General features: G+C 69.5%; 21 protein-coding genes and 1 tRNA gene. 10 read left to right on the top strand and 12 right to left on the bottom strand.

Features of this window, described 5'->3' with window-relative positions; all coding sequences use genetic code 11:
• Positions 1-70 precede the first annotated feature (70 nt).
• A complete protein-coding gene (locus tag J2754_RS10070) occupies positions 71-1,480 on the bottom strand; it encodes a hypothetical protein (RefSeq protein WP_245332967.1) in 1,410 nt (469 codons plus the stop codon).
• Positions 1,477-2,295, bottom strand: a complete 819-nt coding sequence (locus J2754_RS10065; protein ID WP_342590118.1) for an ABC transporter ATP-binding protein — start codon at positions 2,293-2,295, stop codon at positions 1,477-1,479. The genes J2754_RS10070 and J2754_RS10065 overlap by 4 nt, the downstream gene beginning before the upstream one ends.
• A gap of 136 nt (positions 2,296-2,431) precedes the next feature.
• Here J2754_RS10065 and J2754_RS10060 point away from each other — a divergent pair, with 136 nt between their 5' ends.
• Positions 2,432-2,725 carry a hypothetical protein gene (locus J2754_RS10060; RefSeq protein WP_188879420.1) on the top strand — a complete coding sequence of 98 codons (294 nt, stop codon included), beginning with the start codon at positions 2,432-2,434 and terminating at the stop codon, positions 2,723-2,725.
• Between the two features lie 3 nt (positions 2,726-2,728).
• On the opposite strand, the gene J2754_RS10055 is transcribed toward J2754_RS10060, so the two are convergent.
• A complete protein-coding gene (locus tag J2754_RS10055; protein WP_211087321.1) occupies positions 2,729-3,391 on the bottom strand; it encodes a helix-turn-helix domain-containing protein in 663 nt (220 codons plus the stop codon).
• Positions 3,392-3,486: 95 nt separating this feature from the next.
• Between J2754_RS10055 and J2754_RS10050 the strand changes: the two genes are divergently transcribed.
• Both J2754_RS10050 and J2754_RS10045 read left to right on the top strand, forming a co-directional pair.
• Positions 3,487-4,251 carry an endonuclease/exonuclease/phosphatase family protein gene (locus J2754_RS10050; protein WP_188879424.1) on the top strand — a complete coding sequence of 255 codons (765 nt, stop codon included), beginning with the start codon at positions 3,487-3,489 and terminating at the stop codon, positions 4,249-4,251.
• 132 nt (positions 4,252-4,383) lie between these two features.
• Positions 4,384-5,769: a dihydrolipoyl dehydrogenase gene (locus tag J2754_RS10045; RefSeq protein ID WP_211087320.1), complete on the top strand. Its 1,386-nt coding sequence runs from the start codon at positions 4,384-4,386 to the stop codon at positions 5,767-5,769.
• A 125-nt stretch (positions 5,770-5,894) separates the two neighbouring features.
• Here J2754_RS10045 and J2754_RS10040 read toward each other — a convergent pair whose 3' ends face one another.
• The 9 genes from J2754_RS10040 to J2754_RS10000 form a co-directional block, all read right to left on the bottom strand.
• Positions 5,895-6,455 carry an FAD-dependent oxidoreductase gene (locus J2754_RS10040; RefSeq protein ID WP_211087319.1) on the bottom strand — a complete coding sequence of 187 codons (561 nt, stop codon included), beginning with the start codon at positions 6,453-6,455 and terminating at the stop codon, positions 5,895-5,897.
• A gap of 52 nt (positions 6,456-6,507) precedes the next feature.
• Positions 6,508-6,987 (bottom strand): SRPBCC family protein, encoded by a 480-nt coding sequence (locus J2754_RS10035; protein WP_188879434.1) that lies wholly within the window; start codon positions 6,985-6,987, stop codon positions 6,508-6,510.
• A 40-nt stretch (positions 6,988-7,027) separates the two neighbouring features.
• Positions 7,028-7,423: a thioredoxin family protein gene (locus J2754_RS10030; protein WP_188879435.1), complete on the bottom strand. Its 396-nt coding sequence runs from the start codon at positions 7,421-7,423 to the stop codon at positions 7,028-7,030.
• Positions 7,420-7,848, bottom strand: a complete 429-nt coding sequence (gene lrpA1, locus J2754_RS10025) for an HTH-type transcriptional regulator LrpA1 (RefSeq protein ID WP_188879437.1) — start codon at positions 7,846-7,848, stop codon at positions 7,420-7,422. The genes J2754_RS10030 and lrpA1 overlap by 4 nt, the downstream gene beginning before the upstream one ends.
• Positions 7,849-7,895: 47 nt before the next feature.
• Entirely contained in the window at positions 7,896-8,828 is a 933-nt protein-coding gene (locus J2754_RS10020) for a thiamine pyrophosphate-dependent enzyme (RefSeq protein ID WP_211087318.1), read from the bottom strand.
• A gap of 3 nt (positions 8,829-8,831) precedes the next feature.
• Positions 8,832-10,721: a 2-oxoacid:acceptor oxidoreductase subunit alpha gene (locus J2754_RS10015; protein ID WP_211087317.1), complete on the bottom strand. Its 1,890-nt coding sequence runs from the start codon at positions 10,719-10,721 to the stop codon at positions 8,832-8,834.
• A 135-nt stretch (positions 10,722-10,856) separates the two neighbouring features.
• Positions 10,857-11,897 (bottom strand): Mrp/NBP35 family ATP-binding protein, encoded by a 1,041-nt coding sequence (locus J2754_RS10010; RefSeq protein ID WP_211087316.1) that lies wholly within the window; start codon positions 11,895-11,897, stop codon positions 10,857-10,859.
• Positions 11,898-12,115: 218 nt separating this feature from the next.
• Positions 12,116-13,306, bottom strand: coding sequence for an ABC transporter substrate-binding protein (locus J2754_RS10005; RefSeq protein ID WP_245332966.1), 1,191 nt, complete (start codon positions 13,304-13,306; stop codon positions 12,116-12,118).
• A 49-nt stretch (positions 13,307-13,355) separates the two neighbouring features.
• Positions 13,356-14,282 carry an NAD(P)/FAD-dependent oxidoreductase gene (locus J2754_RS10000; protein WP_211087315.1) on the bottom strand — a complete coding sequence of 309 codons (927 nt, stop codon included), beginning with the start codon at positions 14,280-14,282 and terminating at the stop codon, positions 13,356-13,358.
• A 121-nt stretch (positions 14,283-14,403) separates the two neighbouring features.
• Between J2754_RS10000 and moaA the strand changes: the two genes are divergently transcribed.
• The 7 genes from moaA (at position 14,404) to J2754_RS09965 (ending at position 19,198) form a co-directional block, all read left to right on the top strand.
• Positions 14,404-15,390 (top strand): GTP 3',8-cyclase MoaA, encoded by a 987-nt coding sequence (gene moaA, locus J2754_RS09995; RefSeq protein ID WP_211087314.1) that lies wholly within the window; start codon positions 14,404-14,406, stop codon positions 15,388-15,390.
• An 87-nt stretch (positions 15,391-15,477) separates the two neighbouring features.
• A complete protein-coding gene (locus tag J2754_RS09990; protein ID WP_211087313.1) occupies positions 15,478-16,785 on the top strand; it encodes an APC family permease in 1,308 nt (435 codons plus the stop codon).
• Positions 16,786-16,904: 119 nt separating this feature from the next.
• Positions 16,905-16,988, top strand: a tRNA-Ser gene (locus J2754_RS09985).
• Between the two features lie 20 nt (positions 16,989-17,008).
• Positions 17,009-17,527, top strand: coding sequence for a 30S ribosomal protein S13 (locus tag J2754_RS09980; RefSeq protein ID WP_211087312.1), 519 nt, complete (start codon positions 17,009-17,011; stop codon positions 17,525-17,527).
• Positions 17,527-18,045 (top strand): 30S ribosomal protein S4, encoded by a 519-nt coding sequence (locus tag J2754_RS09975; protein ID WP_211087311.1) that lies wholly within the window; start codon positions 17,527-17,529, stop codon positions 18,043-18,045. The genes J2754_RS09980 and J2754_RS09975 overlap by 1 nt, the downstream gene beginning before the upstream one ends.
• 4 nt (positions 18,046-18,049) lie before the next feature.
• Positions 18,050-18,442 (top strand): 30S ribosomal protein S11, encoded by a 393-nt coding sequence (locus J2754_RS09970; RefSeq protein WP_188871777.1) that lies wholly within the window; start codon positions 18,050-18,052, stop codon positions 18,440-18,442.
• Positions 18,443-18,451: 9 nt separating this feature from the next.
• Positions 18,452-19,198, top strand: coding sequence for a DNA-directed RNA polymerase subunit D (locus J2754_RS09965; RefSeq protein WP_211087310.1), 747 nt, complete (start codon positions 18,452-18,454; stop codon positions 19,196-19,198).
• Positions 19,199-19,255: the final 57 nt, after the last annotated feature.

The following is a 19,255-nucleotide window of genomic DNA, read 5'->3' as shown; positions in this document are numbered from 1 at the left end:
GCGCCGCGGCTTTAGGGGTGACGACGGCTCGGGACGACGGCTCGTGTCGAGGCGAGGGCGACCCGGGCGGTCACTCCCGATAGCGTTCGCGCCAGCGCGGCACGGCGCGGCCGTAGAGGACGTGACCGACGCCGGCGAGCGCGAGCCCCGCGACGACGAGCGCCGCGGCCAGCGGCGCGCTCAGCGGTGCGGCGACGAAGCCGACGACGAGTACCGGAACGAGCGGGAGGGCGACGCCGAGCGTGAAGCCCGCGAACAACACGGTGTCGAAGAGGAACTCGTTCGGCCGGGTACCGGCGAGCGCGACCGTGAGGCCGAACAGGTAGGCCTGCAGACCGACGCAGAGCGCGAGGCCGGCGAGCGCGTCGAGGGGGGCGGTGCCACGCCAGAGCGCGGCGGCGGCGTAGCACGCCACCCCGGTCGGGAGACCGAGCACCGCGAAGGCGCGGCGCTTCGCGTCGAAGACCGCGCTCGTATCGATCGGGAGCGTCGCGTACGTCGTCGGGTCGTCGAACTGCGTGAGCCAGTTGTACGTCGTGAACGCCGTCAGCCCGAGGATCGACCCGAACGCGACGCCGGGGAGGACGCGGAGGCCGACGACGGACTCGGCGAGGGAGACGAGGAAGGCGCTCACGGCCACCAGGATGCCCGCGGAGAGGAGCACCTTCCAGTAGCCGCCGGCGGAGCGCGAGACGTCCAGCATCGTCTTGACGAAGACCGGGTCGTCCCACGCGGGGACGCGGCGCCGCCACGCGCGGTAGGCGTTCTCGGCGGTGCGCGCCGGCGGTTCGTGCTCCGGGTCGTAGGCGAGCGCGGCGACGGCGAGGAGACAGAGCGGCGGGACGGCGGCCGCGACGGCGCTCGTGAAGCCGGGCGCGACGAAGAGCGCGTAGGGCGTCGCCGCCGCGACCGGGAGACCCGCGACGGCCGCCGCACCGATCGCGCACGCGACGAGCGCGGCGACGACCTTGCCGGGGCGGCCGCGGGTGGCGAGCGACACCGCCGCGACCGTCGCGCAGAGGCCGAGACCGAACGTCCAGACGAGCGTCAGCCAGAGGAGCGCGAGCTCGGCGAGCGGGAGGAGCGGCGCGAACGCGACCGCGAGCGGCAGGAGGAGGAGGACGGCGTAGTAGCCGACGTCCTTCAGGAGGAAGAGCCCGAGGAGCCGGCGCTGGCGCAGCGGGAGCGTGTGCGCGCTGAAGACGACGAGCGTCGTCTCGCCCAAGAGCCCGCGCATCGCGTCGCGGCCGACGAGGCCGACCGTGCCCGTCTGGAGGCCGAAGAGCGCGACGAGGACGTGCGCGCCCGCGACGACCGTCTCCGTCCCCGTGCCGGTCGTCCCGAGCGCCCACGCGGTCAGCCCGCCGACGAGCGCGACGAAGACGGGGAACGCGGCGAAGCGACGCCCGCCGAACAGCCGACTGTGGAGTCGCCACTCCTCGCGGACCATCGCCGCGAGCACCGCGCGGTCGGCGCTCATCGCCCCGCGTCCGCGTCGGCGTTCGACTCCGCACCGGCGTCCGCGTCCGCACCCGCGTTCACATCCGTGTCGCGGCCCGCGCCCGCGTCAGCCCCGACGCTCGCGTCCGCACCGACCTCGCGGAGGAAGACGTCGAGCAGTCGGTCGCCGTCGAGCGCCGCCGGGCGGCGCGTCGCCACCAGCTCACCCTCGTGGACGATCCCGACCCGATCGCAGAGGTCGGCCGCGACGTCGATGTCGTGCGTCGAGAGGAAGACCGTGTTCCCGGCGTCTCGATACTCCCGGAGGAAGCGTTTTACGGCCTCCTGCACGATCGGGTCGAGGTTCGCCAGCGGCTCGTCGATGAAGACGAGGTCGGGGTCGTGGAGGAACGCCGCGGTGATCATCACCTTCTGCTGTTGGCCCCGCGAGAGGTCGGTGTGCATCGTGTCAAGCTTCGCCCCGTAGGCGAGCCGGTCGGCCCACGTCTCGACGCGCTCGTTCACCGTCGCGGCGTCGAGGTCGCGCACCGACCCGACGAAGTCGAAGTACTCGCGCGGCGTCATGAAGCTCGGCGGGGACTCCTGCTCGGGGAGGATCCCGACGCGCTCGCGGACGCCGATCGGATCGGCGGCGGGATCGACGCCGAGGACGGACGCCGTGCCCGCGTCGGGGCGGAGTTGGCCGGTGAGGATCCGGATCGTGGTGCTCTTGCCCGCGCCGTTCGGTCCGAGGAGACCGAACAGCTCGCCGGCGGGGACGTCGAGCGTCAGCCCCGCGAGCGCCGTGAGGTCGCCGTACGACTTGCGGAGATCCGCGGTGGCGATCGCGTTCACGTCACCGGCGTCGCCCGCCGCCGGCAAATAGCCTCGCGTCGCGGCGACGGCGAGGAGACGGCGAGAGGACGGCGCGGCGACGCCACCGCCCGCCGCGGTGGGCACGTTTTTGTCCGCGCCGCGCGGATCACGACCCATGTCGCTCCCCGGTCCCGCCGCGTTCGCCCGCCGCTGTCTCGCGTCGCTCGTCCGTCGCCCCGCGGACGCGCTCGCGCCGTACCTCCACGAGTCCTACTCGGAGCGTCCGACGCTGAGCGAGGAGTGGCTGACGATCACCGCGGGCGCGGGCTCGTCCGTCGTCGTCGCCGCCACGACCGCTCTCGCGCTCGCGCTCAGCGCGGCCTACGCGCTCCTGTACGTCGGGCTTCGGGTGCTTCGACGCGGCGTGAGCCGTGTCGGTGCGGGCGCGCGATCCCGACTCGGGCGCTGATCGTCAGCCGGGAGGGTCGACGCAGTCGACGGCGTCGCGCGCGAGGGACTCCAGCCCGCGGCGCAACCGCTCGGAGGCGGCCTGCCGGGAGACGTCGAGCGCCCCGGCGACGTCCGCCAGCGTCGCCTCACGCGGGACCGAGAAGTAGCCGGCGTCGACCGCCGCAGCCAGCGTCTCGCGTTGCTTTCGCGTCAGTCGCTCCGCCTCCGCGTCGCGGCTCGCCCCGAGGGAGCGGGTCGTGACGTCGATGCCGACGTCGACGAGCGCCTCGCGGAACGCGACGAGCGCGTCCCGGTCGGGGAACCGGAGACGGAACGACGCGTACTCCGGGGTCGCGCCGACGTCGAGGACGGGCGCGCCGACGTCGAGCGCGGTCTCGTAGACCGACGGCGTCGACGGCGCGAGTTGGACCCGATACAGTCGCTGGTCGCCACCGACGTCGTCGCCGTCGTCGAGACAGTTGATCCGCGCGGTGTCGTCGGCCGACGCGAGCGCGTCCGCGAAGCGATCGAGCTCCCGACCCCTCGCCCACACGAACAACACCGGACGGCTCGGATCCGCCGCCATCGTCGCCTCCACCTCGACCGTCGTTGAGGGGGCGGCGGCCAACGCCGTGACGAGCGAGAGGTCCGCACAGTGGAGGTGTAACGTGGCGACGAGCGTCATCGCTGTCCGTAGGCCGTTGACGAATAAGAGCCCGCGGATCGACGCTCGTCGTTCGTCTCAACCTTTTTTACCCGCCGCGCGCGAACGCTGTGGTGATGGATCCCGTGCGCGCCATGACGTACAACGTCCGCGTCGACACCCCAGAGGACGGCGAGGACGGCTGGCCGTACCGGCGCGACGCGGTCGCCGGGACGATCCGCTATCACGATCCGGACGTCCTCGGCCTCCAAGAGCTCCTCGCCGGTCAGCTCGCGGACGTCCGCGAACGCCTCGATCGATACCGGTTCGTCGGGCGCTCGCGCGGCGCCGGCGAGGCGACCGACGAGTACGTCCCCGTCGGCTACGCCCACGACCGCTTCGAGCTCGTCGAGTCCGAGACCTTCTGGCTCTCCGAGACGCCGACCGTCGCCGGGAGCGTCGGCTGGGACGCCGCCCACCCTCGCGTCTGTACGTCCGCGCGCCTCCGCGAGCGCGCGAGCGGCGAGCAGTTCGTCGTCTACTGCATCCACCTCGACCACGAGGGCCGGACGGCCCGCAAGCGCGGCGCCGAACTCGTCCGGGCGCGCGTCGCCGCGAGCGACGCCCCGGCGATCGTCCTCGGCGACTTCAACTGCGAGGCGGGCGACCCCGCCCACGACGCCCTCACCGAGTCGCTCCGCGATTCGCGCGCCGCCGCGACGTACGACCACGGCCCGAACACCACGCGCAACGATTATCGAACCCTCCACGCCGACTGGACGATCGACCACGTCCTCCTCAGCGACGCGTGGGCCGTCGACGCCCGCGCCGTCTGTAGCGATCAGTACGCCAACGGGCGCTATCCCTCCGATCACCTCCCCGTCGTCGTCGACCTCTCCTGAACGCCGTCCCCCCTCCACCCTCGTCCTCTCCCCCCGCTCGCGCCTCTCGGTTCGGTCGGCGCTCGCTTCGGGCGGGGGCGGCGCGCTCGACGTCTCCGAAGCTATTCCCCGCCGGCGGTCGAAGCGCCGCGTATGCAGGACTTCGATCTCGTCGTCGTCGGCTCGGGCTCCGGACTGGACGTCGCCTCGGTCGCCGCTCGGCAGGGACAGGACGTCGCCGTCGTCGAGGACGGCCCGCTCGGCGGTACGTGTCTCAATCGCGGCTGCGTCCCCTCGAAGATGCTCGTCCACCGCGCCGACGTGAAACGCGGCGTCGACACCGCGGACGAGTTCGGCATCGACGCCACCGTCGAGGACGTCGACTTCTCGGGGATGGTCGCGGAGGTCTCCGACCACGTCGATCGGGACAGCGCGTCGATCCGCCGCGGGATCGAGGCCTCAGAGAACCACACGCTCTTCGACGACACCGGTCGGTTCGTCGACGAGCGCACCCTCGCGGTCGGCGACGAGACGATCCGCGGCGAGGCGGTCGTCGTCGCCGCCGGCACCCGACCGGCGATCCCGGACGTCGAGGGCATCGAGGACGTCGACTACTGGACAAGCACCGAGGCGCTCCGCGCCGACGCGCCCCCCGAGCACCTCGTGATCGTCGGCGGCGGCTACGTCGCCGCGGAGCTCGCCCACTACTTCGGGACGTTCGGAAGCGACGTGACCATCGTCGGTCGCCGCGGCGCGCTCCTCCCCGGCGAGGACCCCGCGATCGCCCGGCACTTCACCGAGCGCTACGAGCGGCGCTTCGACGTTCGGACGGGCTTCGAGGCGAGCGCGGTCCGCGAGACCGGCGACGGGATCGCGCTCGACGCCGAGGCCGTCGATGGCGACGACGCCGCGACCGTCCGCGGCGATCAGCTCCTCGTCGCCGCCGGCCGCGTCCCGAACACGGATCGCCTCGACGCCGCGGCGGGCGGGATCGAGACGACGGACAGAGGGTACGTGGCGACGAACCGCTACCTCGAAACGAGCGCGGAGAACGTCTGGGCGCTCGGCGACGTCGTCGGGCGCTACCCCTACAAGCACGCCGCGAATCACGAGGCGAGCACGGTCATCGCGAACGCGCTCCGCGACGAACGCGACGCCGTCGACTACACCGCGATGCCCCACGCCGTCTTCGCGGACCCCCAAGTCGCCGCCGTCGGCGTCACGGAGGCCGACCTCCGCGCCGAGTCGCGCGAGTATCGCGTCGGCGGCTACGAGTACGCCGACACCGCGATGGGCTCGGCGATGGGCGACCCGCCCGGCTTCGTCAAGGTCCTCGTCGCGCCCGACGGCGAGATCCTCGGGACGCACGTCGTCGGCCCCCACGCCTCCCAACTCGTCCACGAGGTCTGCGTGGCGATGCGGGCCGGGAGCGGCACCGTCGCCGACATCCGCGACACGATCCACGTCCACCCCGCGCTCAACGAGGTCGTCGCACGCGCCTTCGGCGGCCGGTTCAGCGACCCCGACGAGCGCCGATAACGACGCGGTCCACGCTCACTCTCCCACCGATCGTGCTGACGCTCGCCGGGAGCTTCTTCACCGTCTACAACCTCCGTCTTTTGCTCGCCTGACGGCACCGAACGACGTCCACGCCCCGTCCCGCCTCAGACGTCGGCGGGCGTGTCGAAGTCGTGGTAATGCTCGCCCTTCTCCTTCGTGAGGATGTTGAGCGCGGCGGCGGCGCCGTCGCCCGCGGAGATGACGGCCTGCCACTCCTCGGCGCGCACCATCGCGCCCGTCGCGTACGCGTCGTCGACGCTCGTCTCCATCGTCACGTCGACGTCCACGACGTCCTCGTCCGTGAAGTCGCACCCCAGCTCCTCGGCGAGGTCGCGGTTCGCCCCGGTCGCCAACACGAGGTAGTCCGCGGTGTGCTCCTCGCCCGCGGTGACGACGAACCCCTCCTCGTCCGCCTCGACCGCCGTGACTTCCGTCTCCTCGTGGAGCGTGACGCCGTGGTCGGCGGTCGCCTGCTCGCGCGCCCGGTCGAGGAAGACGTCGCCGTCCATCGAGCGGATGCCGAGGTAGTTGAACAGGTGGGCCTTGTGCATCCACGTCGCGTCGGTGTCGAACGCGACGGCGTCTAGCCCGTTCTTCGACGCGAACAGCGCGGTGCTGAGGCCGGCGGGACCGCCACCGACGACGATGACGTCCGTCTCTGCCATGTCGCGACGTGCGTTCGCATACCGGATAAGCGTTCCCGCCGGGACGGCCCGCCTACTCGACGTGCGCCGGGAGGCGGCGGTGACGGTACCGGAAGAAGGCATCGAGGCCGACCTTCGCCGCCTCGTCCGCGACCGGCGCGAGCGGCCCCGTCGGCGTCCGATAGCGCACCCGGTCGCGACAGCGCGTGCGCTCGCCGTCCGCGTAGAAGAGGTGGGTGTGTTCCCACTCCGGGAACGGCCCCTCGGTCATGACGTCGCGGAAGTACGCGACGCCGTCGCCGCGTTTCCGCTCGACGATCTCTGACGTCCACGCCTGCCGGGGGCCCACGCCGAAGGGGCGGACCGAGAGCTCGACCCGCGATCCCGGATCGAGGACGTCCGGGTCGGGCTCGCCGTCGGGTCCCGTGACGCGCTCGACGCGCATGTTCACCCACGAGGGCGTGAGCGCGACCAGCCCGCCGACGCCCGAGTGGAACGACCACACTCGATCGAGCGGCGCACGCACCCACGACTCGCGTTCGTAAACGGCCATGTGGTGCGTACGGGCGGGGAGTGGAAAACCACTCGGGTCGCTAGCGGTACTCATCGGGGAGGACGTCGCGGTTCGCATCGAGGTGCTCGGCGAGAAACGCGAAGACGGCGTCGGTGCCCTGGAACCCCTCGGCGAGGCGGCCGACGAGCTCGCCATCGACGAAGAGGAGGAGCGTCGGGACCGAGCGGATATCGTAGTCGTCGACGACGTCGAGGTCGCGTTGGGGGTTGCACGTGGCGACGGCGACGCCCGAGGCCTTCGCCACCGCGCCGACGATCGGCTCGATGGCGTCGCAGAGCGTACAGCCCGGCCGGTAGACGTCGACGAGCGCGACGTCGTTGGCGGCGACGAAGGCGTCGATGTCCGCACCGGTCTCCACCGCGACCGGCGTCGTCGGCGTATCGGATCGCTCGGCGAGGGTGCGTGCGTCGCTCACTTCAGGCGCTCCTGCAGGAACGAGGGGTGGGCGGCCGTCACGCCGTCGATGTCGAGGATGTCCTCGCTGATGACGTCGCCGAGAGCGTTCCCGTCCTCGGCGCGGACCTCCGCCATCAGCATGTGGTCGCCGGAGGAGGTGTAGAGCGATCGGATGGAGTCGAGATCCTTCAACGCGCGCGTCGCCTCGACGTACCGCTCGGACTCGACGTCGATGCCGACCATGGCGATGGACTGCCCGGAGAGCTTCTTCGGATCCACCTCCGCCGAGTAGCCAACGATGACGCCCGCCTCCTCCAGTTCGTTCACGTACTTCCGGACGGTCGGCTTCGAGACGTCGGCCCGCTCGGCCAACTCCGCGTACGAGGCCTGCGCGTCCTCCTCCAGCGCCGCGAGTATCCGTTTCTCGGTCGAATCACTGCTCACGCAGTATCGTTTGGTACCGCGGAAAAAATATCTTCCGAATCCGAAGATCAGGCGTGCCGGTCGATGAAGTCGTAGGAGCGCTCCCACTCTCCGTCTTCGAAGTAGCGCTCCGCGAGGCTTCCCTCCGGCATGTCGCCGCGCGCGCGCTTCTCCTCCTGGTAGGAGGGACGTTCGTCGTCGACGAAGTAGCGACCGGTGAGGACGGTCCCCTCGTAGAGGGCGTTCTCCGTCTCGTACATCGCCTCCTGGGCGGCCTGCCGGTCGTGAACGTCGTGACCGTACTCTTCGGAGTCCTGGATGTCGACGTACGGGACGTACTGCTTCGCGTCCTTGTTCCACGTCGGACACTGCGTGAGGAAGTCGACGTGGCTGAAGCCGTCGTGCTGGACGGCCTCTTTGATGATCTCCTTCGCCTGGTTCGGGTTGACCGCAGCCGTCCGGGCGACGTAGGACGAACCGGCCGTCAGGCTCAGCGAGAGCGGACGCAGCGGCGTCTTCGCGTTGCCGTTCGGCTGGGTCTTGGACTTGTGGCCCTTCGGGGAGGTCGGCGAGGTCTGGCCCTTCGTCAGGCCGAAGACCTCGTTGTTGAACACGATGTACGTCATGTCGTGGTTCTCCCGGGCCGTGTGGATGAAGTGGTTCCCGCCGATGCCGTAGCCGTCGCCGTCACCGCCCGCCGCGATGACCTCGACGCCGTCGTTCGCGAGCTTCGCCGCGCGGGCGACCGGCAGCGAGCGGCCGTGGATCGTGTGGAACCCGTAGCTGTCGAAGTAGCTGTTGAGCTTCCCCGAGCAGCCGATCCCCGTCGCGAGGAGGATCTCCTCCGGGTTCTTCCCGAGCTCCGACATCGCGCCCTTCAGGGCCTTCAGCACACCGTAGTCACCACAGCCCGGACACCACGTGGGCTGGGGCTCGATGCTGGGCGTGAACTCGTCCTGTTCTACCTCTCGTTCCTCGCCGATTGCGCTAAACGCACTCATGATTTAATCACTACCTGCCGCGGCTTCGAACCGCGTGTTCGAGGAGAGCTCCTCGCCGCTCCCGTGTTCTTCGACCGCCTCGACGATCTCGGCGGGTTCGAACGGGTTGCCGTCGTACTTCAGGAGCGAGGAGAGCTTCTCGCCGTACTGCCCGAGGTTCTTCTGGATCACGCCGTGGAACTGCGCCGTCGAGGACATCTCGACGACGAGCACGTCGTCCACGCTCTCGATGAACTCCGTCAGGAGGTCCGTCGGGAAGGGTGCCATCTCGGAGACGCTGAGCCCCTTGACCGGGTGGCCGTCGGCGTTCAGACGCTCGACGGCCTCCTCGACGGTGCCCGACTGGCTGCCCCAGGAGATGACGCCGTAGTCGGCGGACTCGTCGCCGTAGACCTCCTGGCGCTCGTCGGCGTCGAGGGCCTCGCGGATCGCCGCGAGCTTCTCGTTACGCCGATCGACCTGCGCCTTCCGGTTCGAGGGGCTCTCGCTGATGTGCCCCTCGGGGGTGTGCTCGTTCCCGGTGGCGAGATACCGCCCGCCCTTCTGCCCGGGGATGGAGCGCGGACTGACGCCGTCTTCGCCCTCGTGCTGGAAGCGGTGATAGATCCCCGTCTCGCCGTGGGGCTGGTCCTTCAGCTCCTCCTCCGTGAGGACGCTCCCGAGGTCCGGGTTGGGCTCCTCGTCGAAGGTGCTCTTCGGGACGTTCCGGTGTTCCCCGGAGAGCTTCTGGTCGTAGATGACCATGACCGGGATCTGGTAGTCGTAGGCGATCTGGAACGCCGTCCGCGTCTGCTCGTAACACTCCACCGGGTCGGAGGGCGCGAACACCACGCGGTGGCTGTCGCCCTGACTCGTGTAGAGGACGTGTTCGAGGTCAGCCTGCTCGGGCTTCGTCGGCATCCCCGTGGAGGGGCCGGCCCGCATCGACTCGACGAGCACGAGCGGCGTCTCGGTCATCTCCGCGAGACCGAGGGGTTCGCTCATCAGCGAGAAGCCACCGCCGGAGGACCCGGACATGGCCTTCACGCCGGCGTGCGAGGCGCCGACGGCGAGCGCCGCCGCCGCGATCTCGTCCTCGACCTGCTCGCTGATACCGCCGACCTCGGGCATCAGGTTCGTGAGGATGGTGAAGACGTCCGTCCAGGGCGTCATCGGGTAGCCCGCGATGAACCGACACCCCTCGTCGAGGGCGCCGTACGCGATCCCGTGGCTCCCGGAGACGAGGACCTGTTCCTCGTCGTGCTCGCCGGTCGGGACGGTGACGTCGTGGGCGTCCGCGTCGTACTCCTCCTGGACGTGCTCGAAGGCGTCGTGGAGCACGTTCAGGTTCGCCTCCAGGATGTCGCCGCCCATCGCTTCGCCCATCAGATCCTCGATGTACGTGGTGTCGAGGCCGGTGAGCGCGGCGGTGACGCCGACGCCGGCGGTGTTCCGCATGATCTCGCGGCCGTGCTCCTTGGCGATGCCGCGGAGGTCGACGTCGTAGACGTGCCAGTCGTTCTCCTCGACCCGCCGGTCGAAGTTCTCGATCTCGTCCGTGTCGAGGAGCCCGGAGTCGTAGACGATGACCCCGCCCTCGCGGAGCTCGTCGAGGTTCTCGGCGAGGGGCTTGACCTCCTCCTCACCGTAGTAGGCGTTCTCCTTCGGGTTCCGGGCGAACGAGTCGCCGAGCGCGACGAGGAAGTTGTAGCCGTCGCCCCGGGACGTGACCTCCTCCGACGATGCGCGGATCTCCACGTACGTGTGGCCGCCGCGGATGCGCGAGGGGTAGTGCCGGTGAGTGAATACGTTGAGCCCCGAGCGCATCAGAGCTTTTGCGAAGTTCTGGCTCGTCGAGTCGATTCCGTCACCGGAACCGCCCGCGATTCGCCAGATGAGTTCGTCGTCAGTCATAGTGTATATCCTGGCCCCCTGCGTGGGACGCTAGGAAAATTTTCGCACGGCACTCACTAAATCGTTTGCTATCCATTACCAAGGAAAAATTATGAAAGATACCCTCTCGGCGAGATCCGCCGCTAGCCGACGCCGTCAGTCCAGCGCCCGGCGGTTGAGGATCCCGGCCATATCGGCCGCGTTACCGGCGAGGTCGCGGAACGACGCGCCGACGTCGCTCTCCTCGTCGAGCGCGACCGGCGCGCCCCGGTCCCCGCCCGCGCGGACGGAGGGATCGAGCGGGATCGCGCCGAGGAAGGGGAGGTCGTTCTCCGCGGCGAACGCCTCGCCGCCACCGCTCCCGAAGACGTCGTGTTCGGACCCGCAGTCGGGACAGACGAACGTGCTCATGTTCTCGACGATTCCGAGCACGGGCGTGTCGTGGGTGCCGAACATCTCCAGGCCCTTCTGCGCGTCGTCGATCGCCACGTCCTGCGGCGTCGTCACGACCACCGCGCCCGTCACCGGCATCGTCTGGAGGACGGTGAGTTGCGTGTCGCCCGTCCCCGGCGGGAGGTCGATGACGAGGTAGTCGAGGTAGCCCCACTCGACGTCCTCGACGAGCTGGGTGAGGACCTTATGCACCATCGGGCCGCGCCAGATCACGGGGTCGTCCTCCCCGCCCGTCAGGAAGGCCATGCTCATCAGCTTCACTCCGAACTTCTCCGGGGGGATGAGCGTCTCCTCCTCGGTGGCCTGCGGGGCCTCGTCCGCCGACACCATCCGCGGGACGTTCGGCCCGTAGACGTCGGCGTCGAAGAGCCCGACTCGCGCCCCGCGATCCGAGAGCGCCGCCGCGAGGTTCACGGCGACCGTCGATTTCCCGACGCCGCCCTTCCCGGACGCCACCGCGATGACGTTCTTCACGTTCGGGAGGACGTCGTCCTCGGCGCCCGAATCCTGCTCGGGGTGGTAGGCCGAGAGCTCCGGTTCGAGGCCGAGGTCGCGGATCGCTTCGCGGACCCGATCGGCGATCGTCGACTCCGCCGGCGAGTACGGCGTCCCGAGGGCGAGCGAGACGTGCGCGACGCCGTCCTCGACCGACACCTCGTTGACGAGCCCCGCGGTGACGATGTCCTCACCGAGGTCCGGATCCGCGACACCGCCCAGCGCCTCCTCGACGTCCGCTTCGTTCATGGGGCCGTTAGGCGCCGTCGCGTGAATAAGGGTTGTGACGCCCGGTCGCGCCGCCGCTTTCGGGAGTCTGGTCGATAGACTACGTCGAGGTCGGGCGCGCGACTCCCGGTGGCCGTCGTCAGCCCGAACGGCGAGGACTCCTCGCCGTTCGAGACGACGGTATCGAGACCGCGACGCGCCGCGAAGGCGCCGGCGGTCGCGATCGCTCGTGTCCGCTCTCAGAGCTCACCGTTGACGACGTCCGCCACGCGCTGACGGTCGAAGAGGCGCTCGTCCTCGGGGACTTCGTCGATGGAGCCCGGCCATTCGCCGAACTCCTCGGGGTAGAGTTGCTTCGCGGTGGCTTCCGCGGAGAAGAGGTCCACGATGGGGCCCATGCGCTTCCCGCCGGTGCGGACGAAGTTCCCCTCCTGCACCGCGCGAAGCGTCCCGACCGTCTCGTGGCTCTGCGCGCTCTGGATCATCTGCTCGAACTCCGCCTCGCTCCGGTAAGAGAGGTCACCGATACAGCCGATGTAGTCGGGGTCGAGTTCGAGAAGCTCCTCGTAGCCGATTGCGGCGTTCGGAACGTACTCGCCCGCCGGGAGCGCGTCTTCGACGCCGAGCAGACGGAGGCTCCGCGTATCGTTACGCGGCGCGTAGACGTTCGCCGCATGGAACTTCCCGTCGTCGGGGGCGAACTGGAAGTTGAACGCCGCGACGGTCGGCGTCTCATCGGGGACGCGCGACCGGATCGTCGCGTACACCTCCTCCTTGAGGTCGACCCACGCCTCGTACTGCTGGCGCCGCTGGAAGATCTCCGCGGCCTTCTCGAACGCCTCGTAGAGCGAGTAGTAGGGGTCCCGTCCCCCGTAGGGAAAACGGATGAACGAGCCGAGGATCGGGCCGACGTTCGCCTCGATCTCGTCGAGGTCGCCCTCGTCCCACCCGGAGTAGCGCTTGAGCAGTCGCGGGTCCATGAGGTGGACATCGGCGTCGATCTCGTAGAGCACCTCCTTGTCGTAGCTCCCGCTCTCGCCGTCGGTGCCGAACGTGAGGACGTCGTCGGCGTCGAACTCGACCCCGGGGAGGGCGTCGTAGTAGTCGAGGGAGATGCGATTGAACGACGCGACCGCTTTCGGCGGAATGCCGAACCCCATCGCGAGATCCATCCAGACGCCGGGGATGGTGGCGTACGTCTCGGGCAGGTCGTCGAACGTCCCGGTCCCGCCGGGTCGGACCGTCACCTCGTAGGGGTCGACGTCCTCCGTCGTCGCGCCGTCGCTGGTCGCCTCGGCCGTCGCGGTCGCGTCCGGCTCGCGACGGCTCGAACTGCACCCGGCGAGCAATCCGCCGCCGAGAACGGCGCTCCCGCCCTTGATAGCGTCCCGTCGCGTCGGTGCGTGGTTGGTGTCGCTTCCGCACCCCATGATTTTAGGCTAGCCTAAAACACTATAGGTGTTTCTGTGACACTCGTTCTCACTCGATCGCGCCGAGCCCACGCTCACGAGCGTATACGTCGATGACGTCGTCGTCCAGTGTCGCGAGGAGCGCCTCGTCGTCGAGGTGCGCGGCGAGTCGACGCTGTCCGCGTTTCGTGCGCGCCTCTATCGCTGCGTCGTCGAGGCGAGCGGCCGCGACGAGCGTGAGTTCGCGCTCGCGGACGCGCTCGACGCGCTCCGCGTCCATCCCGTGCTCGCCGTCCGGGAGGCGGTGATAGTCGAACCACTCGTCCCAGTCGCGCTCCTCCTCCCAGTCGTCGTCCGCGTCCGGTATCCGGCGCAACCAGTCTTTGTGCGGGAGTGCGGCCTCCCAGTAACCGAACTCGCGGCGCGCCCCGTGGACGAGCCGCCGGCCGACGCGCATCCCGTCCGCGGCCGCGAGCAGGACCTGATCACCCCGGCCCGCCAATCCCCCGGCCACGGAGAGCCCATCGATGGGCGTCCGCCCGTCCGCGTCCGCGTACGTGCCGTCGAAGCGCTGGTGTGTCCCCGTCTCGCGAACGTGCGTGGAGAACATCGCCACCTCGTCGTCGAGGCCGCGGAGGTAGTCCGCGTCGAGAGGTGTGGCCGCGACGACGCGCTCGCTCGCCACGGTGCGCCCCGCCGCGGTCTCGATCCGGAACCCGCCCTCGGAGTCCGTGACGTCCGCGACGCGCTCGCGCACGAGGCGCGCGTCCGCCGTCTCGACGTGCGCGCGGAGGAGTGCGCGAAGCGTCGGCACGTCGATGCCCGCCGGAAACCCCGGGTAGGTCTCGACGTACGCACAGCGTTCGATCGAGGCGTCGCCGCCGTCGAAAACGACGGTATCGAGGCCGTCACGTGCGGTGCAGAGCGCCGCCGCACAGCCGGCGGGCCCGCAGCCGACCACGGCCACGTCGACGGACGATTCGGTCCCGTTTCCCATGCGTTTCTTAGGCGGACCTAAAAGCATAAGCGGTTCGCAACGCCGGCGCGCGCACCGGGACATAGCGCGCACCGCCGCCCCTACCCGCGTCCTTATCCGTCCGGACGTGCCATATCCCCGCATGCTCGAGGATGGGTTCGGTCGCGAAGTGACCGGGGTCCGGGTCTCGCTGACGGACCGCTGTAACTTCGACTGCGTCTACTGCCACAACGAGGGGCTCGGCGACACCCGCGGCCCGATGGCGGCGCGCGACCACGAGATGAGCGCGGACGACGTCGTCCGCTTCCTCGACGTCGTCGAGGGGTTCGGCGTCGACGCCGTGAAGTTCACGGGCGGCGAGCCGATGCTTCGCGACGACCTCGAGGAGATCGTCCGCCGGACGCCCGACTCGATGGAGGTCTCGCTCACCACGAACGGCACCTTCCTCCCGGAGCGCGCCGACGCGCTCGTCGAGGCCGGCCTCGATCGCGTGAACGTCTCGCAGGACGCACTCGACGAGGAGGCGTTCCGCGAAGTCACTCAATCCGGCGCGTACGGCCGGGTCATCGAGGGCGTCAAGGCCGCCGTCGAGGCCGGTCTCGACCCCGTGAAGCTCAACATGGTGCTCTTCGAGGAGACGAAGGGGTACGTCCCGGAGATGGTCGACTACGTCGCCGAGAACGACGGGCTCCAGCTCCAGCTCATCGAGTTCATGCCCGAACTGGTGGGAAAGCCCGAGTGGGCGGTCGACATCGACGCCGTCCACGACTGGCTCGCGGGGCGGGCCGACCGGGTCGAGAGCCGGGAGATGCACGACCGCAAGCGCTACTGGGTCGACGGCGGGATGATCGAGATCGTCGACCCCGTCGGCAACGAGGAGTTCTGCGCGAACTGCCATCGCGTGCGCGTGACACACGAAGGATACTTGAAGGGGTGTCTGAACCGCAACGACGACCTGCGCTCGATGGGCGAGATGACGCGCGGGGAGATCGCATCGACGTTCCGCGAGACCGTGCGGAACCGCGTCCCCTATTACGGCGAGTACATGATCGAGGACGGCGACGGCGGGTGGACGGTGAACGAGGAGTACATCGACGCGCCCGCGGACGTCCCGATCGCGGACGACTAGGTCGGCGCCCCGCCGGACGACCGCCTCCGCCGTTTCGCACCCCCGACGACCCCGGGTTCTTTGGTGTCCGCCGACGCGTCGGCGAGTATGGGCGAGACGATCGGCTTCTCCGAGTCCGTGTCGCTCGCCGTCGGCGGAATGGTCGGGGGCGGCATCTTCGCCGTTCTCGGCGTCGTCGCGGCGAACGCGCGCACGGCCGCGTGGCTGGCGTTCGTTGCGTCGGGCGCGCTCGCGCTCTGTGCGGGCTACTCCTTCGTCCGCCTGATCGCGGAGAGCGACGACGCCGTCGCCAGTCCGGTCGACCACGTCGCGGAGTTCACCGGGAAGCGGTGGCTCGCCGGCGTGATCGGGTGGGTGTTCACGTTCGGCTACGTCGGCACGATGGCGATGTACGCCTACGCCTTCGGGAGTTACGCGCTCCAGCTCGTCGGTGTCGAGACCGTCCTCGGCATACCCGCGCGACCGCTCGTGTCCGCGCTCGGCGTCGTCGCCTTCGTCGGCCTGAACGTCGTCGGCGCGCGGGCCTCGGGCCGGGCGGAGGACGCGCTCGTCGCCACGAAGGTCGCCATCCTGCTCGTCGTCGGCGTCGCCGGCGTCTACTACGGCTACACGCAGGGCACCCTCCGGAGCGGGCTCCACCACGTCGGCGGCGGCGTCGTCTCCGCGGCCGCCCTCTCGTTCGTCGCCTTCGAGGGGTGGGAGCTCCTCACCTTCGACCTCGACAGCATCGAGGACCCGGAAGCGACGGTCCGGAAGGCGATCTACGTGAGCATCGTGTTCACGACGCTCCTCTACGTGCTCGTCGCCGTCGTCACGACGAACCTGCTCTCCGCGGAGACGATCGCCGCACACGCCGAGACGGCGCTCGCGTACGCAGCGCGTCCGGTCTTCCACGAGGTCGGCTTCGCCCTGATCGCCGTCGCCGCCGTGCTCTCGACGGCCTCGGCGCTGAACGCGACGCTGTTCTCCGCCGCCCGCCTCAGCCAGCAGGTCGCGGACGCCGCGCACAACGTCCCCAAGACTGGCGATGACGAGCGTGTGGCAGCGTCGGTCGGCCACCAGCGGAGCGCGGACCCGGGGACGGAGTCGCCCGTGCGTGCGCTTCTCGTTCTCGGGACGCTCACGGCAGTTCTCACCGTCTACGGGAGCCTCCAGTCGATCACGAGTTTCGCCTCGGGGGCGTTCATCAGTATCTTCGGCGTGATCTCGGCCGTCGCGTACACCAGACGCGACTCGCTCGTGAGCGCGGTCGTTCCGGCCGTCGGCGCGCTCGGCGCCGCCGTCGCGCTGATCGCGCTCTTCTGGCACCTCCACCGCACCGATCCCGACGTGCTCGCCACCGTCGCGACCATCTGGGCGGTCGTCCTCGCCGTCTACTGGCTCCCCCGTCGCTAGCTCACACGGTTCCGGCGTTTCGTGATAGTTAAGTAGGGTCGGGGGCTCGGTGTGAGTGTAGTCACTGTAGGGACGCCGGGTCCCGAGTCCGCTGAGGGCGACAGTAAACCACCGAGCGGGTCGTGGTAGCCTAGCCTGGTCAAGGCGCAGGGTTGCTAACTCTGTGGCTCACCGCCTCCGGGGTTCAAATCCCCGCCACGACGCCTCTCCACACGAGACAATCATGAGCGAAGAACAACAAGAGGAGCCGGACGAGGAGGAGGAGGACATCCGATACTTCGTCCGGATCGGGCAGACGGACCTCGACGGGACGAAGACCGTCGAGCGTGCCCTCTCCGAGATGGACGGCATCGGCCGCCGGGTCTCCCGCGTGGTCGCCGCCAACGCCGACGTGGATCGAACAGCCACGCTCGGCCGTCTCGACGACGAGCCCATCGAGCGCATCGTCGAGGCCGTGGAGAACTTCGCCGACGAAGCTCCAGAATGGCTGGCGAACCGCCGGAACGACTTCTACACCGGCGAGACAGAACACATCACGGGTAACGACGTTTCCCTCACACGGAATCAGGACGTCAATCGGATGCGAATGATCCGATCCTACAAGGGCGTGCGCCACGAGCGCGGACAGAAGGTCCGCGGTCAGCGCACGAAGTCCACCGGACGTACCGAGGGCACCATCGGTGTCAACGTCGAGGCCCTGCAAGAAGAGATGGAAGAAGAAGCCGAGGGGGAGGGTGAATAATGGCGCTTCCCGGTGAGAACACCAAGTTCTACGAGACGCCGAACCACCCCTATCAGGGCGAGCGGATCGCCGAGGAGTCCGATCTCCTCAGCCGCTACGGCCTGAAGAACAAACAGGAGCTCTGGCGCGCGCAGTCCGAACTGCGCTCCTACCGCCGCGAGGCTCGCGAGCTCCTCGGTCGCGTGACCGAGGAGGGCGACGAGGGCGAGGAGTTCGTCGCCCGCCTCCGGCGCTACGGGATCCTCGGTGACGCGGACGAGCTGGACGCGGTCCTCTCGCTCGACGTCACCGACGTCCTCGAACGCCGCCTCCAGACGGTCGCCTACCGCAAGGGGCTGGCGAACACGCCGCAGCAGGCGCGGCAGTTCGTCACCCACGGCCACGTCATCGTCGGCGAGAGCCGCGTGACCGCGCCGTCGCGGAAGGTCGCAGTCGCCGAGGAGGACGACGTCGCGTTCGACGAGACGAGCCCGCTGGACGACGAGCTCCACCCGGCTCGCGCCGACAACCAGGAGTAATCCAATGGCAGAGAACGAAGCCGACGACAAGTGGGGCATCGCACACGTGCACGCCTCGTTCAACAACACGCTGCTCACCGTCACCGACGAGACGGGCGCCGAGACGCTGGCCAAGTCCAGCGGCGGTGCCGTGGTGAAGCAGAACCGTGACGAGGCCTCGCCGTACGCCGCGATGCAGATGGCCGAACAGCTCGCCGAAGACCTCAAAGAGCAGGGTATCGAGGGCGTGCACGTCCGCGTGCGCGGCCCCGGTGGCAACCTCCAGCGCAGCCCGGGTCCGGGCGCGCAGGCCACGATCCGAGCGCTCGCTCGCGCGGGCCTCGAGATCGGCCGCATCGAGGACGTCACCCCGATCCCCCACGACGGGACCCGCCCGCCGAAGAACAGCGGATACTAACCACACCACATGGCAACGGACTTCGACGTCGAATTCATCGAAGACACGGAGCGCGAGGCGCGCTTCCTCGTCAGAGGGATCACGCCCGCGTTCGCCAACGGCATCCGCCGGGCCATCCTCGCGGACGTCCCGACGCTCTCCATCGATACGGTGCGGTTCGTGGAGAACTCGAGCGTCCTGTTCGACGAGGTGCTCGCCCTCCGCATGGGGCTCGTTCCGCTGACGACCCCCGAGGGCGAGTTCGACGAGGACGACACCGTCACCCTGGCCATCGACGTGGAGGGACCGGCCACCGCGTACAGCGGCGACCTGGTCTCGCCGGACCCACAGGTCGAACCCGCCGACGAGAACATCCCCCTCATCGAGCTGAAGGACGGACAGCGTCTGGAGGCCGAGGCCGAGGCGAAGCTCGGCCGGGGACGCGATCACGCGAAGTTCCAGGGCGGTGTGGCCGTCGGCTACCGGCACCTCCAGCACGTCGAGGTCGGTGACGACGCCTCGGAGTACGGTGAAGACGAAGCGCAGATCGTTCGCGGTGTCATCGAGGACGGCGACGAGCTCGTCGCCACCTCCGAATTCGATCACGACCTCACGAACCGGTATCCGGGGAAGGAGGTCACGGTCGAGGACGTCCCGAACGCCTTCGTCTTCCACGTCGAGTCCGACGGGTCGATGCCCGTCGACGAACTGGTCCTCCGTGCCGTGGGCACGCTGTCCACGCGCGCGGACGAACTACGCGAGAAGGTCAGTCTGTAAGACGATACATGTCCCGCCACCCCACGCCGACGGACGCCGGCCGCACGCGAGTAGCGT

Origin of the sequence: Halarchaeum nitratireducens, from assembly GCF_017874695.1 — an archaeon.
In the GTDB taxonomy this organism is placed as follows: Archaea; Halobacteriota; Halobacteria; order Halobacteriales; family Halobacteriaceae; genus Halarchaeum; species Halarchaeum nitratireducens.
This window is presented reverse-complemented; position numbering and strand designations above follow the sequence as displayed.

Coding starts and splice junctions, on each gene's coding strand:
- J2754_RS10070 (WP_245332967.1), bottom strand. CDS start 1,480: ATGAGCGCCGACCGCGCGGTGCTCGCGGCGATGGTCCGCGAGGAGTGG.
- J2754_RS10060 (WP_188879420.1), top strand. CDS start 2,432: ATGTCGCTCCCCGGTCCCGCCGCGTTCGCCCGCCGCTGTCTCGCGTCG.
- J2754_RS10055 (WP_211087321.1), bottom strand. CDS start 3,391: ATGACGCTCGTCGCCACGTTACACCTCCACTGTGCGGACCTCTCGCTC.
- J2754_RS10050 (WP_188879424.1), top strand. CDS start 3,487: ATGGATCCCGTGCGCGCCATGACGTACAACGTCCGCGTCGACACCCCA.
- J2754_RS10045 (WP_211087320.1), top strand. CDS start 4,384: ATGCAGGACTTCGATCTCGTCGTCGTCGGCTCGGGCTCCGGACTGGAC.
- J2754_RS10040 (WP_211087319.1), bottom strand. CDS start 6,455: ATGGCAGAGACGGACGTCATCGTCGTCGGTGGCGGTCCCGCCGGCCTC.
- J2754_RS10035 (WP_188879434.1), bottom strand. CDS start 6,987: ATGGCCGTTTACGAACGCGAGTCGTGGGTGCGTGCGCCGCTCGATCGA.
- J2754_RS10020 (WP_211087318.1), bottom strand. CDS start 8,828: ATGAGTGCGTTTAGCGCAATCGGCGAGGAACGAGAGGTAGAACAGGAC.
- J2754_RS10015 (WP_211087317.1), bottom strand. CDS start 10,721: ATGACTGACGACGAACTCATCTGGCGAATCGCGGGCGGTTCCGGTGAC.
- J2754_RS10010 (WP_211087316.1), bottom strand. CDS start 11,897: ATGAACGAAGCGGACGTCGAGGAGGCGCTGGGCGGTGTCGCGGATCCG.
- J2754_RS10005 (WP_245332966.1), bottom strand. CDS start 13,306: ATGGGGTGCGGAAGCGACACCAACCACGCACCGACGCGACGGGACGCT.
- J2754_RS10000 (WP_211087315.1), bottom strand. CDS start 14,282: ATGGGAAACGGGACCGAATCGTCCGTCGACGTGGCCGTGGTCGGCTGC.
- moaA (WP_211087314.1), top strand. CDS start 14,404: ATGCTCGAGGATGGGTTCGGTCGCGAAGTGACCGGGGTCCGGGTCTCG.
- J2754_RS09990 (WP_211087313.1), top strand. CDS start 15,478: ATGGGCGAGACGATCGGCTTCTCCGAGTCCGTGTCGCTCGCCGTCGGC.
- J2754_RS09980 (WP_211087312.1), top strand. CDS start 17,009: ATGAGCGAAGAACAACAAGAGGAGCCGGACGAGGAGGAGGAGGACATC.
- J2754_RS09975 (WP_211087311.1), top strand. CDS start 17,527: ATGGCGCTTCCCGGTGAGAACACCAAGTTCTACGAGACGCCGAACCAC.
- J2754_RS09970 (WP_188871777.1), top strand. CDS start 18,050: ATGGCAGAGAACGAAGCCGACGACAAGTGGGGCATCGCACACGTGCAC.
- J2754_RS09965 (WP_211087310.1), top strand. CDS start 18,452: ATGGCAACGGACTTCGACGTCGAATTCATCGAAGACACGGAGCGCGAG.